This window comes from Saccharothrix coeruleofusca, from assembly GCF_014648515.1.
Taxonomy (GTDB): domain Bacteria; phylum Actinomycetota; class Actinomycetes; order Mycobacteriales; family Pseudonocardiaceae; genus Actinosynnema; species Actinosynnema coeruleofuscum.
Map to the genome: position 1 here is coordinate 65,411 of NZ_BMRG01000020.1, position 13,487 is coordinate 78,897.

17 protein-coding genes are annotated in these 13,487 nt (G+C 71.7%); 15 read left to right on the forward strand and 2 right to left on the reverse strand.

All coding sequences use genetic code 11. The features are described from left to right. Window position 1 precedes the first annotated feature (1 nt). The 9 genes from IEZ00_RS31360 to IEZ00_RS31400 all read left to right on the forward strand — a co-directional run bounded on the left by IEZ00_RS31360 (window position 2) and on the right by IEZ00_RS31400 (window position 6,647). Window positions 2-583, forward strand: coding sequence for a DUF3558 domain-containing protein (locus IEZ00_RS31360; protein ID WP_189226982.1), 582 nt, complete (start codon window positions 2-4; stop codon window positions 581-583). An 81-nt stretch (window positions 584-664) separates the two neighbouring features. Next, window positions 665-1,222, forward strand: coding sequence for a DUF3558 domain-containing protein (locus tag IEZ00_RS31365; protein WP_229796292.1), 558 nt, complete (start codon window positions 665-667; stop codon window positions 1,220-1,222). A 358-nt stretch (window positions 1,223-1,580) separates the two neighbouring features. Further along, window positions 1,581-2,030: a hypothetical protein gene (locus IEZ00_RS31370; protein WP_189226984.1), complete on the forward strand. Its 450-nt coding sequence runs from the start codon at window positions 1,581-1,583 to the stop codon at window positions 2,028-2,030. Next, a complete protein-coding gene (locus IEZ00_RS31375; RefSeq protein ID WP_189226985.1) occupies window positions 2,023-2,619 on the forward strand; it encodes a DUF3558 domain-containing protein in 597 nt (198 codons plus the stop codon). The genes IEZ00_RS31370 and IEZ00_RS31375 overlap by 8 nt, the downstream gene beginning before the upstream one ends. 10 nt (window positions 2,620-2,629) lie before the next feature. Then, on the forward strand, window positions 2,630-3,925 hold the full coding sequence (locus IEZ00_RS31380; RefSeq protein WP_189226986.1) for a PPE domain-containing protein: 1,296 nt from the start codon (window positions 2,630-2,632) through the stop codon (window positions 3,923-3,925). Next, window positions 3,922-4,683 carry an ESX secretion-associated protein EspG gene (locus IEZ00_RS31385; protein WP_189226987.1) on the forward strand — a complete coding sequence of 254 codons (762 nt, stop codon included), beginning with the start codon at window positions 3,922-3,924 and terminating at the stop codon, window positions 4,681-4,683. The genes IEZ00_RS31380 and IEZ00_RS31385 overlap by 4 nt, the downstream gene beginning before the upstream one ends. Before the next feature lie 75 nt (window positions 4,684-4,758). After that, a complete protein-coding gene (locus IEZ00_RS31390; RefSeq protein WP_189226988.1) occupies window positions 4,759-5,289 on the forward strand; it encodes an ESX secretion-associated protein EspG in 531 nt (176 codons plus the stop codon). A gap of 26 nt (window positions 5,290-5,315) precedes the next feature. Then, window positions 5,316-6,485 (forward strand): pyridoxal phosphate-dependent aminotransferase, encoded by a 1,170-nt coding sequence (locus IEZ00_RS31395; RefSeq protein WP_189226989.1) that lies wholly within the window; start codon window positions 5,316-5,318, stop codon window positions 6,483-6,485. A 6-nt stretch (window positions 6,486-6,491) separates the two neighbouring features. Next, the gene (locus IEZ00_RS31400; protein ID WP_189226990.1) at window positions 6,492-6,647 is read left to right on the forward strand and encodes a hypothetical protein; all 156 of its coding nucleotides are present in this window, start codon (window positions 6,492-6,494) and stop codon (window positions 6,645-6,647) included. Here IEZ00_RS31400 and IEZ00_RS31405 read toward each other — a convergent pair. Both IEZ00_RS31405 and IEZ00_RS31410 read right to left on the reverse strand, forming a co-directional pair. Then, window positions 6,644-7,249, reverse strand: coding sequence for an HAD family hydrolase (locus tag IEZ00_RS31405; protein WP_189226991.1), 606 nt, complete (start codon window positions 7,247-7,249; stop codon window positions 6,644-6,646). The two genes, IEZ00_RS31400 and IEZ00_RS31405, sit on opposite strands and share 4 nt — an antisense overlap. 12 nt (window positions 7,250-7,261) lie before the next feature. Then, window positions 7,262-8,281 carry a threonine aldolase family protein gene (locus IEZ00_RS31410; RefSeq protein WP_189226992.1) on the reverse strand — a complete coding sequence of 340 codons (1,020 nt, stop codon included), beginning with the start codon at window positions 8,279-8,281 and terminating at the stop codon, window positions 7,262-7,264. A gap of 152 nt (window positions 8,282-8,433) precedes the next feature. Here IEZ00_RS31410 and IEZ00_RS31415 point away from each other — a divergent pair, with 152 nt between their 5' ends. From IEZ00_RS31415 to purB, 6 genes are read left to right on the forward strand one after another with little or no spacing between them, the layout of a single operon-like run. After that, window positions 8,434-8,952 (forward strand): SigE family RNA polymerase sigma factor, encoded by a 519-nt coding sequence (locus tag IEZ00_RS31415; protein WP_189226993.1) that lies wholly within the window; start codon window positions 8,434-8,436, stop codon window positions 8,950-8,952. 17 nt (window positions 8,953-8,969) lie between these two features. After that, on the forward strand, window positions 8,970-9,734 hold the full coding sequence (locus tag IEZ00_RS31420) for a hypothetical protein (protein WP_189226994.1): 765 nt from the start codon (window positions 8,970-8,972) through the stop codon (window positions 9,732-9,734). A 23-nt stretch (window positions 9,735-9,757) separates the two neighbouring features. Beyond that, on the forward strand, window positions 9,758-10,345 hold the full coding sequence (locus tag IEZ00_RS31425; protein ID WP_189226995.1) for a TetR/AcrR family transcriptional regulator: 588 nt from the start codon (window positions 9,758-9,760) through the stop codon (window positions 10,343-10,345). Window positions 10,346-10,389: 44 nt separating this feature from the next. Then, window positions 10,390-10,920 carry an RNA polymerase sigma factor gene (locus tag IEZ00_RS31430; protein WP_189226996.1) on the forward strand — a complete coding sequence of 177 codons (531 nt, stop codon included), beginning with the start codon at window positions 10,390-10,392 and terminating at the stop codon, window positions 10,918-10,920. After that, complete coding sequence (locus tag IEZ00_RS31435) at window positions 10,917-11,714, forward strand: hypothetical protein (RefSeq protein ID WP_189226997.1); 798 nt, start codon at window positions 10,917-10,919, stop codon at window positions 11,712-11,714. The genes IEZ00_RS31430 and IEZ00_RS31435 overlap by 4 nt, the downstream gene beginning before the upstream one ends. A gap of 13 nt (window positions 11,715-11,727) precedes the next feature. Continuing rightward, window positions 11,728-13,158, forward strand: a complete 1,431-nt coding sequence (purB, locus tag IEZ00_RS31440; RefSeq protein WP_189226998.1) for an adenylosuccinate lyase — start codon at window positions 11,728-11,730, stop codon at window positions 13,156-13,158. Window positions 13,159-13,487: the final 329 nt, after the last annotated feature.

Consider the following 13,487-nt stretch of genomic DNA (forward strand, 5'->3'; position numbering starts at 1 on the left):
AGTGCGTTTGATTAATGCGACGGTCCTGATGACCGTACTGGGTAGTTGCGCGATCGGTGAGGACGGCACACCTCGGCCTGTCACGTCGAACGCGAGCACGAGTGGTTCCACCGGGTCGGCGACAAGAGCTCCCCGCCCGGAGGAACTCAAGGTCGACGGTGTGGACCCGTGTGCCACGCTGACTTCCGCGCAGCAGTTCGAACTCAAGATCGACGAAGCGCTGAACCAGCCTCTCGATGTGCTGAACAACGACAAGCCCGCGCCGACCTGTCGGTACCGGTCCAACGGTAAGACGCTTTTCAACTACAACCTCTCGCTCGTGTCGGGCGAAGGCGTCGACTACTGGGAAGGTTCCAGCAACCTCGAAGTCAAATCCGAGTCCGTCAGTGGTTTCAGCGCTTATCGGTACAAGTTGAGCGGGACCTTCCAGGCGTACTGCTCATACGCTGTCGACGTGGCAGATGATCAACAACTGGTCGTCCAGTTCCTGCCGATCGGTGAGGGTTTCAGTCAAGATCAGATGTGCCAGAACTCGGCCAGGGGTGCGGAGTTGGCGCTCGCGACATTGCAGACCTTGAAGTGAGGATCATGGCGCAATTGATAGGAGTGGTTGGTGCGGGTCGCTAAAGCCTCGTCCGCAGTCTGCATAATGGCCGTCGTCTTGATGGGCTGTTCGTCCCAGGAGTCGGGGCGGCCGACTCCGGAGCGGTCCGCGAGTGGATCGCAGAGTGATGTGCCGACGACCGGGGTTGGTTCGGATGCCCCTGTGCGTCCGGGCGACGTCGAGATCGATGACGTCGATCCTTGTGCGCTGCTGACCGCAGAGCAGCAAGCGGAGTTGAAGACCGTCAAGGTTCAGAACAACCCCTCGGAAGTCGTCAAGGGCATTACCTCGCCGTCCTGCTCATACCGGACGGCGTCCGGCGTCGAGCCCTCCTACTCGTACCGCGTCACGCTGATTTCCGGTGAAGGAGTCGACTACTGGAAAGCGCCGGGAAACCTGGATGTCTCGCCGAAGGAGGTCTCCGGTTTTCCCGCCCTTGAGGTCAGGTTGGCCGGGGTGTCCACTGCGGAGTGCTCGATGGCGGTCGATGTGGCGGATTCCCGGCAGTTGTTCGTTCAATTCCTTCCGATCAGCAGGAATTTCACCCGGGGCCAGTTGTGTCGGAACGCCGCCAGGGGAGCGGAGTTGTCACTCGCGACATTGCGGGCCTTGAAGTGAGAGATCGGTAATGAAGGTTGCCGGTTCGACGGCACACGCGGCACTGGTTGACCGACTGTCCGCCGGTGTGGGTGAGGCGTTGCGCGCCGGGCTGAGGATGCTTGGCGTCGAGCGGCAGGGTGCGACGGCCTGGAACCGGGATGGGTGATGGCCGTGTCCACTGTTCGGGTGTGGACGTGGACGCGACCGTGTCGGCGTACGAGGAGCAGGTGGTCCCGATGGCCGCCGACTACGACGTCTGGGCTTGACGGAACCGCAGAGGGGCGATCTTCGTCCAACCACAGACCTGGTTCACGTGGTCGTTGGTAGCCTGCGAACCGGGATCGAGCTGTTACCGACCGTACGGGGGTAGGACGTCGTGGCAGAGGAGAACGGCCTGCTAGGAGCCGTCGCCGCCGCCGGTGGAGCCATCGGACGAGCGGTCGGCGAGGTGTTCGCGGCGGAGAAGCGCCTCGCTGAGGCGACGTCCGCAGGTCCCGGAGGCGGGCAGAAGTTCGAGGTCTCCAGGGACACCGTTCTGCAGGCGGCCAAGATCATCCAAGATCAGGCGGGCATTCTCAGCAAGAAGTTGAACAGGGCTGGCCGGCACCTCCACGTGGAGCTGTCCCCTGGTGTCGACGACGTCAACCAGGAAATCGCCGCTGCTTGGAATTCCCGGTTGATCGGTGGCGAACACACCTACACCGGGCGCATCGAGCAGTACATCACCAGTCTGGACAACCTCTGCAACCAGCTGCGTGAAGTGGCCAAGCAATATGGGTTCACCGAAGAAGAGATCACCGCGTCGCTCGGAGCCAAGGGTGCGTAAGACGATCAGTCGTTCTCTGGGCTTGGTGGCGCTGGTGGGAGCCTTGTCCCTGGCGTGCACCAGTCAAGAACCGGGTAACCCCGGTCCTGCCGATACGGGGGCAGCACCTTCGAAGACGTCCTCGACAGCGCCAGTCGAGTCGACGCGACCGAAAGAGATCAAGCTTGACGGAATCGATCCGTGCAAGGTTCTGACCACGGATCAGATGAAGCAGTTGTCGGTCGTCCAGGCCGACCGCAACGACAGTGACCTGGTCGACACCGGTGACGTCCCGGTGTGCGACTACTCCACGAACGGCTCTCCCCGCTTTTCGTACGGCGTGGGTTTGGTGACCGCCAAGGGTATCGAATATTGGCGCGGCAGCGGTAACGTCGACGTGCGCCGGACTGACGTGGGCGATTACAACGCCGTCGAACTGACGCTGTCCGGAACCGAGAACAGTTGCGCCGTGTCGGTCGACGTGGCCGAGGGACAGCAGCTCTACGTCGATTACCGGCCCATCGGGCAGAAGCCCTCGCAAGAGCAGATGTGCCAGAACGCGAAGAAGGCGGCTGAGTTCGCGCTCGTCACCTTGCCGACTTTGGCGTGAGGAAGAAGTGATGACCGGGTACCAGCAGATCAGCGATCACCGCTTCGAGGGTTACGACAACCAGGCTCTAGCGGCGCTCGTCCAGAAGTTCCAGCAGGGGGACGCCGCGCAGAGGTTCTCCGAGGCTTCGTTCGCCCTGCGTGAGCTGGCCGCCAGCCTCGCCGAAGCCGACGAGGTGCTGCGACAGGAGTTGGGCAAGCTCGGCATCGAGTGGCAGGGCGCGGCGGGTGAGAACGCCGGGAAGACGATCACCGCCCAGGCCGACTACGCGGGTGAGGCGGACGAGGCGGCGCGGCAGAACGCCAAGGCCACGTCCGAGCAGAGCGCCAACTACAGCCAGTCGCGCAACGCGATGCCGGAGCCGCAGAAGTTGCGCGGTGACACCGACACCAACTTCATCGACGACGTGGGCGGGTTCTTCGGGTACGAGACCGACCACGCCAAGGAGGTGAAGGAGACCCAGGCGGCGCGCGAGCAGACGATCCGCAACCTCAACCAGTACACCGAGGCCAGTCGGGACGCGCTCAACCAGTTCCAGGGCATGGAGAAGCCGCCGAACTTCGAGGTCACCACGGTGTCGAGCGTGCAGACGCCGGTGCCGTCGGTGCAGCAGCCGGGTATCGGGGTCGGCGGTGTGCCCGGTGGGGTCGGGGGCGGTGTGCCGGGGTCGCTGGCGGGCGGCACGGCGGGTGGCACGGTCGGGGGTTTCCCCGGTCTGCCGGGTGGTTTCCCCGGTGGGGGCACGGTTGGCGGGCCGCAGTTGCCGGGTGGCTCGACGACGGGGCTCGCGCCGCTGGGTGGTGGGGTGCAGTCCAACCCGTTCACCGGGCCGGGGCTGGCCAAGCCGCCGGGGTCGAACTTCGGGCTGGGTCTGGGGTTGGGCCTGGCGGCGGGCACTGGGCTGGGCTTGGCGGCCACGACGGCGCGTGGCGCGCGGGTGGTGCGCGGCGGCGGTGGTCTTCCGGGCGGCGGCGGTCCGGCGGGCGGCGGTCCGGCGGGCGGTTCCGCGGAGGGCAAGGGGGCCGGTGCCAAGCCGGGCAACGTGGTGGGCAAGCCCGGTGTGTCGGCCACGATCGGCGCGCTGGAGGGTGAGGAGCGGGCGGCGAACCGCGCCGCGCCGGTGAAGAGCGCCGCGGGCAAGATCGGGGCGTCTTCGATGTTGCAGCCCGCCGCTACCGCCAGGGGCGGTCAGGACGAGGAGGACGCGGAGCACATCCGCAAGTACGGCGTCGACTCCGACGACGTCTTCGGGGATGAGCGGATGGTCGTGCAGTCGGTCATCGGTGACGAGTCCGAGCGCAAGTGACCGTCGTCCTTTCCACGCTGGAGTTCGACGTCGCCTGGGAGGCTGAGCGGCTGACCAGGCGCAACGTCGCGCTCGACGTTCCCAGCCCCGGTGTCACGCACACCGAGCGCGCCCGGCTGGTGGACCAGGCCTGGGAGTCGTTGCAGGCGCGCGGGCTGGCCGCGAGGCGGCGGCTCGACCCGGAGTTGGCCGACGCGTTCGCGCTGCTGGCCAACCCGCAGGTCTCGGTGGACATCTGGATCTGGGTGGACCGCCGCAAGATCAAGGGGCTGGCGGCGGCGTCCGGGGACGACGCGGTGCTCGGGGTGGTCGACGGCGACGAGGTGTGGCTGATCGAGGCCCGTGCGAGCGCGTTGGCCGAGGCGGCGGTGTCGGTGGCGGGGGAGGTGCCCGCTGGCTACGGGCGGTCCATCAGCCTGCCCAACGACTTGCTGCGGGCCGCCGCCGACGAGGCGGGGCGCAACGCGGACAAGCTGGTCCTGGCGCTGGAGCGGCGTGGGTTGCCGCTGCACGAGGCGCAGGAGCTGGCGGCGATGTGCGACGGGATGGGCACGCGCGGCCAGTTCGGGGCCGAACGGGCTCGCGCGGGTGGGCCGCCTGCCCGTGCGGGGCGGGTGGTCGCCTGGCACGACACGCCTTCGGGGCGCTACCTGCACCAGGTTCGCCCGAGTTCGGACGGGCGGAGTTGGAGCACCATCACGCCGATCGACAACGCCCGCCTCGCGGGGTGCGTGTGGGAGCTGCTGGAGGAAGTCTGAGGGGAACCGGCGGGTGCGGTCGGGCGTCAACTGGGTGCCCGAGCAACACCCGCCGTCCCCGTGGAGTGACATCCGGTGACCACCGCGACTTTCCGCGCCGCCGCTTTCCGCGCCGTGTGGCAGCACCTCGACTTGGGGGCCATGCCGCTAGTCCTGCACGTCGAGGACGCTCCGGCGCCGTGGGACGAGCTGGTGCGGGGCGGTCTGGCGCGGGGCGGTGAGGTGGACCCGTGGCTGGTGGGGGCGTGCAAGCTGCTGGCCACCCCGCCGCGCTCGGCGGACCTGCGGCTGGGCATCGGCAGTTCGGCGGTGCGCGCGCTGGCCGCGTCGGCGGGGTCGGGGGTGGTGCTGGCGGTGTTGCGGGGTGACGCGGTCACGGTCCGCGAGCTGCCCCGCGCGGACGTGCCCTCCGCACTGGTGGGGCTGTTGCCGCGAGAGGGCGACCGGGTGGGGGCGGCCGAGCTGCGCGGCCGGTTCGGCGCGGCGGTGCTGGACGCGAGCGGGCGCAGGCGTCGGGCGCAGGACGTGGTGGACTTCCACGGGCTGGTCGGCGCGGACGTGCTGCGGGCCCGCCTGGCGGCTCTGCTGGACGGGCTGTCCGGCTGACCCGTTCGGGTGTTTAGCCTGGTGTCATGGTTTCTGCTCGGGCGGACGTCCCGCCGTTCCACGTGATGGACGTGCTCTCCGCGGCGGCGGCGCGGCAGCGCTCGCACGGGGACGTGGTGTCGCTGGCCGCCGGTCAGCCGTCGAGCCGCGCGCCCCGGCTGGTGCTGGAGGCGGCCGAGCGCGCGTTGCGGGAGCAGCCGCTGGGCTACACCGAGCAGCTGGGCATCCCGGAGCTGCGGGCCGCGCTGGCCGGGCACTACGAGCGGCAGTACGGGCTGGACGTCTCGCCCGAGGACGTGGTGGTGACCACGGGGTCGTCCGGCGCGTTCCTGCTGGCGTTCCTGGCGAGCTTCGACGCGGGCGACCGGGTGGCGCTGGCCCGGCCGGGCTACCCCGCCTACCGCAACATCCTGCGGGCGCTGGGCTGCGAGGTGGTCGAGCTGCCCTGCGGCCCGGACACCCGGTTCCAGCCCACGGTGGAGATGCTGGAGGAGGCGGGGCCGCTGGACGGCCTGGTGGTGGCCAGCCCGGCCAACCCGACCGGCACCGTGCTCGACCCCGGCGAGCTGGCCGCGCTCGCCGAGTGGTGCGCGGCCGGGGGAACCCGTCTGGTCAGCGACGAGATCTACCACGGCATCAGCTACGGCAGGCCGCTGGCGTGCGCCTGGGAGACCTCGCGCGAGGCGATCGTGGTCAACTCCTTCTCCAAGGCGTTCGCGATGACCGGGTGGCGGCTGGGCTGGATGCTGCTGCCGCCGGACCTTCGCCGCGCCGCCGACCGGCTGACCGGCAACTTCACCCTGTGCCCGCCCGCGCTGCCGCAGCACGCCGCGGTGGCCGCGTTCGAGCCGGAGTCCTACGCGGAGATGGCCGCGCTGGTCGACGGCTACCGGGTGAACCGGGAGGTGCTGCTCAAGGGCTTGGCCGAGCTGGGGATCGACCGGGTGGCCCCGGCGGACGGCGCGTTCTACGCCTACGCCGACGTCTCGCACCTCACCGGCGACTCGATGGCGTTCTGCCGCGCGCTGCTGGACGCCAAGGGCGTGGCGATCGTGCCGGGCGTCGACTTCGACCCGGTGCGCGGGCACGAGTTCGTGCGGCTGTCGTTCGCGGGCTCGCTGGCGGAGGTGGAGGAGGCGCTGCGACGGCTGGGCGAGTGGCTGCCGGGGGAACCGGCGGCCCGCGCCGGTCGTTGACCGGGCATGTTCCGGATCATCGCGGCGCTGCTGGTCGTCTGGTTGGCGCTGACCGTGCTGGGCGCCCTGGTCAAGGGCGTGTTCTGGCTGGTGGTCGTGGGCGGCGCGCTGTTCCTGGGCACCGCCGCCTACGGCGCGCTCAAGTCGCGGTCGAAGACCTAGCCGCCGAGCACGCTCAGCCGCACCAGCTCGTCCCGCGCCGGGGCGCTGCCGCGCCACAGCACGCCCGCCATGCCCGCCGCCACCGCGCCGTCGACGTTGACCTGCCGGTCGTCGAGGAACACGCAGTCCTCCGGTCGCGCGTCCAGCCGCCGCGCCAGCTCCCGCCAGATCCGCTCGTCCGGCTTGCCCACGCCCAGGTCGCCGGAGAACACCAGGTGCCGGAAGTGCCTGGTCCACGCCTGCCGCTCGGCGACCCGGCCGAACGACGAGGGCGCGTTGGACAGCAGCGCCAGCGGCACGCCCGCCTCGTCCAGCTCGGCCAGCAGCGCCAGCGTCGCGGGCTCGGGGTGCATCCACCCGGCCACGTCCACCTCGGTGAGCCGGGCCGCCAGCTCTTCGTCGACGGGCACCGCCGAGCCCGCGTCGGCGGCGACGACCCGCCAGTACTCCGCGTCGGGCAGGCCCAGGTCGTAGGAGTGCCGGTGCGCCCAGTAGGCGGGCGAGAGGGCTTCGGCGGTGACGCCGAGCAGACCGGCCAGGGTGGGCAGCGCCTCGGTGGGCTTGCTGATCACCTCGCCGTAGTCGAACACGATCCAGCGCACTGAGCAGCCCCTTCAGCTGGCCGACGAGATCCTGCGCAACGCCTCGGCGACGTCGTCCGCGCCCACGTCCCGGTGCGTCACGAACCGCACCTTGCCCGCCATCGACGAGGCGTGGACGCCCAGGTGGCGCAGGCCGGCCAGGGTGACCTCCAGGTCGGGCACCTCGGCCAGCACGATGTTGGTCTGCGGCTCCACCACCTCCCAGCCCAGCTCGACCAGCCCGGCGGCGAGCGCGCGGGCGTTGGCGTGGTCGGCGGCCAGGTCGTCGATCCGCTCCAGGCCGACCAGGCCCGCCGCGGCCAGCACGCCGCCCTGCCGGACGCCGCCGCCGAGCATCTTGCGCACCCGCCGGGCCTCCTCGACGAAGGTCTGCGTGCCCGCCACCACGGACCCGACCGGCGCGCCGAGGCCCTTGCTCAGGCACACCTGCACGGTGTCCACGCCCACGGTCAGCGCGGCGGGCGGCAGGCCCAGCGCCACTGCCGCGTTCCACAGCCGCGCCCCGTCCAGGTGCACCCGCAGCCCGGTCTCGCGCGCGGCGGAGACCAGCAGCGCGTGCTCGTCCGGCGGGGTCACCGTGCCGCCCGCCGCGTTGTGCGTGTTCTCCAGGCACAGCAGCCGCGAGGTCAGCGTGTAGTACGGGCCGGCGGTGCCCGCGATGGCGCGCACCGCGTCCGCCGAGACGCGGCCGGGACCGGCGTCCCACTCCAGCGGCCGGGGCATCCCGCCCGCCAGCCACGCGGCGGTGCCCAGCTCGGCGTCGAGCACGTGCGCGCCGCGCGGGGCCAGGAACTGGTCGCCCCGGCGCAGGTGCAGCACCAGGGCGATCAGGTTGCCCATGGAGCCCGACGGCACCCACAGCGCGGCGTCCACGCCGAGCAGCTCGGCGACCCGCTCCTCCAGCAGTCTCATGGTCGGGTCGTGGTCCAGCACGTCGTCGCCGACCTCGGCGGCCGACATGGCCAGACGCATCTTCTCGTCCGGCTGGGTCACGGTGTCCGAGCGGAAGTCAATGGGTGCCAGCTGGGTCACGAACGGATGACACCACACCGAGCGGCCCCTGGCCTACTCCGCGGTGCGGTACCACGATGGGGGTGACGCAAGTCTCGGTGTCCCGCCGTGCAACCGTGGGGCACCGCAGTCCCGTCCGGTAGGTGCAAGCACGACGAGCGGAGAGAGTCCGCGTGGACCAGCACGACGAGCAGGAGTTCGCGGAGTACTTCGCAGCTCGCCGGGAGGCCGTGCGCCGAACGGCGTTCCTGATGTGCGGTGACTGGCACCGGGCGGACGACCTCGCGCAGACCGCGTTCGTCGCGCTGCACCGCAAGTGGCGCAAGATCCGGGACAAGGGCGCCCTGGACGCCTACGTGCGCCGCAGCGTGGTGCGCGCGGTGATCGACGAGTCGCGGCGGCCGTGGCGGCGGGAGCGCTTCGTGGACCAGGTGCCCGACACCCCGGTCCCCGACGGCGAGGTCGGCGACGCGGTGGCCACGCGGCAGGCGCTGGTCGCGGGCTTGCGGCGGGTGCCGCCCCGGCAGCGGGCGGTGCTCGTGCTGAGGTTCCTGGAGGGCCTCGACGTGGCGGCCGCGGCGCGGGTGCTCGGCTGCTCGGAGGGGACCGTGAAGAGCCAGACCTCACGGGGTCTGGAGGCGCTGCGCGCCGCGCTGGGCGATGCGATCGACGACCTGCGACCCGCTTCGTGACCGGGAGGAGGAGGTAGGTGGACGAGCAGAAGCTCGCTGAGCTGTTCCGCGAGGCGGCCTCCGACGCGCCGCCCGCGTCCTTCGACGTGGCGGGCGTGCGGGGGGCGTCGCACCGGGCGACCGCCCGCCGGAGGGCGGCCGTCGCGCTGGGCTCCGGCCTGGCCGTGGTGGTGGGCCTGGGCGGTGTGGTGGCGGGCCTGGGCGGCGTGGCGCGGGAGGAGGGCGCGCGGCCCGCCGTGGCGGGTTCCGCTGACCGCCCGCCGTCCCCTACCCTCAGCCCGTTCGGAGCGCCTGTCGAGCCCCGGATCGACGACGGCGGGCGGGTGCCCGAGCTGAGCGGCGGAATGCCGCCCAAGAGCATCCCCGAGGACTCGTCTACGCAGGGGGACGAGCCGACGGGGAGTGCCAGCCCTCGGGCTGGCGGCACCCCTGGCGGGTGCGCAGAGGTGGACCGGGAACTCGCCGTCGCCCTCGCCGACGAGTTCCCGGTCGCCCAGGGGACGCAGCCGTCCCCGGCCGCCGCGACCTGCCCGGACGGGGCGCGCGGCGCGAGCTACCTGGTGCGCGACGGCAACGCCGTGGGCACCGTCTCGGTGATCGTGGTCCCGCCGGACGTGCTGGCCGCGGCGACGCTGGGATCGCCGCAGGCCCGCGAGTCGCGCAAGCCCGCGCGCGGCGGCGGCACCGTGCACGTGATCAGCGAACCCGCCACCGGCGCCACCACCCCGCCCTTCGCCGACCGGGTGGACGACGCCGCCACCGCGCTGGCCGGGGAGCTCTAGCCGCACCTAGTAATTTCTTCTCGGTGACAGCCGCTACCCCGAAGGGCGAGCGCCGACGGCAGGCGCTGGTGGAAGCCGCCGCGGACCTGCTGGCCGACGGCGGTTTCGACGCGCTGCGGCACCGCGCGGTGGCCGAGCGCGCGGGCCTGCCGCTGGCCTCCACCACCTACTACTTCGCCTCGCTGGACGAGCTGGTCACCGCCGCGCTGGAGCACCACGGCAACGCGGAGCTGGCCTACGGCAAGGCCCGGCTGGCCGAGCTGGACCAGGACGAGTGCGGCGGCGAGGCGTTCATCGACCTGGTGCTGGACCTGCTGCTGGGGCCGCCCGCGGGTGAGCGCGACGCCGAGGCGGTGCTGCTGCGCTACGAGCGCCTGGTGGCCACCGGCAGGCGCCCCTACCTGCGGCCGCTGATGCGCCGGATGGCGGGTGAGCTGCACGCCCTGCTGCTGGAGATCTTCGCCAAGGCGGGCCAGCCGGTCGACCTGGAGCGGGTGCGGGAGCTGATCGCCCTGGTCGACGGGGCGGTGGTGAACGCGCTGATCGAGGTCAGCCCGGACCCGCGCGGGGCGGCGCGGAAGATGCTCGGCAAGGCCATGCAACCCCGGTGACCCCCACCGCGTGAGAGGAGTGGGAGGGGCCGGAAGGGGCATGGATGCGCGAGGCGGACGAACAGGGGTTCCGCGACTTCGCCGTGCGGCAGGCCGGAGTGCTTCGGCGCACCGCCTACCTGTTCTGCGGTGACTGGCACACGGCCGAGGACCTGATGCAGGCCAGCCTGCTCAAGCTGTACCAGGCGTGGCACCGGGTCCACTGGCGGGAGAACGCGAACGCGTACGCCCGCAAGGTCCTGCTGCGCACGTGGCTGGACGAGAAGCGCAGACCGTGGCGGCGCGCGGAGCAGCGCGACGGCGAGCTGCCCGACGTCGCGGACGCCTCCGCCGACCCGGAGCTGGCGAGCAGGCAGCTGTGGGCGCGCGAGCTGGTGCGCGCGGCGCTGCTGGAGGTGCCGCCGAGGCAGCGGGCGGTGCTGGTGCTGCGCTACTTCGAGGACCTGCCGGTCAACGAGGTGGCGTTGGCGATGGGGTGCACGGAGGGCACGGTCAAGAGTCAGACGGCGCGCGGCCTGGTCGCGCTGCGCGCCGCGGTGGAGCGGTTGGAGGCGGGGACGGTGGTGGCGTCGTGAGCGAAGCGGAGTTGCGGGAGTGCCTGCGGGACGCGGTCGCCGACGAGCCGCCGCTGGACTTCGACCCGGACGCGCTGATCGAGCGGGGCGAGCACCTGCGCAAGCGCAGGCGGGCGCTGGTCGCGGTCGGCGTGGCCACCCTCGCGCTGACCGCCACCGTGCTGACGCTGCCCGGCGTCCTCGGCGGGCAGCGCTCGGCGCAGGTGGCGGGGCCGCCGCTGATCACCACGGCCGAGTCGGCCCCGTCCAGCGCGGTGGAGGTGCCCGGGGTCACGCCGACTGGCGTCCCCGGTGACGCGGCCAAGACCGCGCGCGCCGAGGTGCTGTCCTCCCGCCTGCGGGTGACGTTCGCCAAGTTCTTCCCACGGACGAAGGTGGTGGAGATCGACGTCAAGGAGGTCGAGGAGCCCGCCGCCGGGCAGCGGGCGGCCATGCCCATGACGTTCGGCACGGTGGTGTTCATCGACGACTACGGTCGCGCCGAGCTGAACATCGCCATCAGCGAGCAGACCCCGATGCGCGACCCGGTCCAGTTCTGCGCGGACACGGCCTGCGAGAAGAGGCTGCCCCAGCAGGACGGCAGCACGGTGACCTTCGGCACGATCATCGACGAAGCCAGCGGGCGCATCACGGTCACGGCCGCGCACTTCCGCCGGGACGGCGTGCTCGTCCAGGTCAACGCCCACAACTTCGACCCGGCCCAGGGCACCGCCAAGGCGACCCGCCCCGGTCCCGCGGCGGACTACGACCAGCTGCTGCTGCTGGCCACCGACCGGGCGCTGACCACCTGGTGACTATCCTGACCCGGTGAGCAAGCCCCGCATCGCCAACGTCCTCGCAGGTCGCTACGCCTCCACCGAGCTGGTCACGCTGTGGTCGGCCGAGCACAAGATCGTGCTGGAGCGCCAGCTGTGGCTGGCGGTGCTGCGCGCGCAGGCCGAGCTGGGCGTGGACGTGCCCGAGGGGGCCGTCGCCGACTACGAGCGGGTGCTGGAGCGGGTCGACCTGGCCTCGATCGCCGAGCGCGAGCGGGTGACCCGGCACGACGTGAAGGCGCGCATCGAGGAGTTCAACGCGCTGGCCGGGCACGAGCACGTGCACAAGGGCATGACCTCGCGCGACCTGACCGAGAACGTGGAGCAGCTGCAGGTGCTGCGCTCGCTGGAGCACGTGCGCGGCAAGGCGGCGGCGGTGCTGGCGCGGCTGGCCAGGCTGGCCGCCGAGCACACCGACCTGGTGATGGCGGGCCGCTCGCACAACGTGGCCGCGCAGGCCACCACCCTGGGCAAGCGCTTCGCCACCGCGGCCGACGAGCTGCTGGTGGCGTTCCGCCGGGTCGACGAGCTGATCGCGCGCTACCCGCTGCGCGGCGTCAAGGGGCCGGTGGGCACCGCCCAGGACATGCTGGACCTGCTGGGCGGCGACCGGGCCAAGCTGGTCGAGCTGGAGCACCGCGTGGCCGGGCACCTCGGCTTCGAGAAGGTGCTCACCAGCGTCGGGCAGGTCTACCCCAGGTCGCTGGACTTCGACGTGCTCTCCGCCCTGGTGCAGCTGGCCGCCGCGCCGTCGTCGCTGGCCAGGACCATCCGGCTGATGGCCGGGCACGAGCTGGTCACCGAGGGCTTCCAGCCCGGCCAGGTGGGGTCCAGCGCCATGCCGCACAAGATGAACACCCGGTCCTGCGAGCGGGTCAACGGCTTCGCGGTGATCCTGCGCGGCTACCTGTCGATGGTCGGCGAGCTGGCGGGCGACCAGTGGAACGAGGGCGACGTGTCCTGCTCGGTGGTGCGCCGGGTCGCGCTGCCGGACGCGTTCTTCGCGCTGGACGGGCTGCTGGAGACGTTCCTGACGGTGCTGGACGAGTTCGGCGCCTACCCGGCCGTGGTGGCCCGCGAGCTGGACCGGTACCTGCCGTTCCTGGCCACCACGAAGGTGCTGATGGCGGCCGTGCGGGCCGGGGTGGGGCGGGAGACCGCGCACGAGGCGATCAAGGAGCACGCGGTGGCCGTGGCGCTGGCCATGCGCGAGCAGGGCCTGGCCGAGAACGACCTGCTGGACCGCCTGGCCGCCGACCCGCGCATCCCGCTGGACCGCGCCGCCCTGGACGCCCTCCTCGCCGACCGCCTGTCCTTCACCGGCGTCGCCGCCGACCAGGTCGCCGCCGTCATCGCCGAGGTCGAGGACCTCCTCACCCACCACCCCACCGCCGCCACCTACACCCCCGCCCCCATCCTCTGACCCCCACCACGCCCGCCTCCGGTGTCACCTGGTTGCGGGCGTGTTGGGCGTGTCGCCCCCGCGAGTCGAACCTCCAGACACCACGAACTCAACATTCGCGCACCCAAGTCGCACTTCCGCGTCCCGCGCCGCGCTTCCGCCGCCCCTCGGGTAGTAGTTACCGGCCCCCGCGCGCCCCTCGGGTAGTACTTGCCGACGCACCAGGGGCGCGGAGCGGACCCGCCGGGAGCCGCCGGGAGCCGCCGTGAGTCGCCATCCTTGGCGACCTGCCGCGCGGCGAGCGCGCTTTTCAGCTCTCGACGACGAAGTCAGAGGTCCTGAGTGACGAA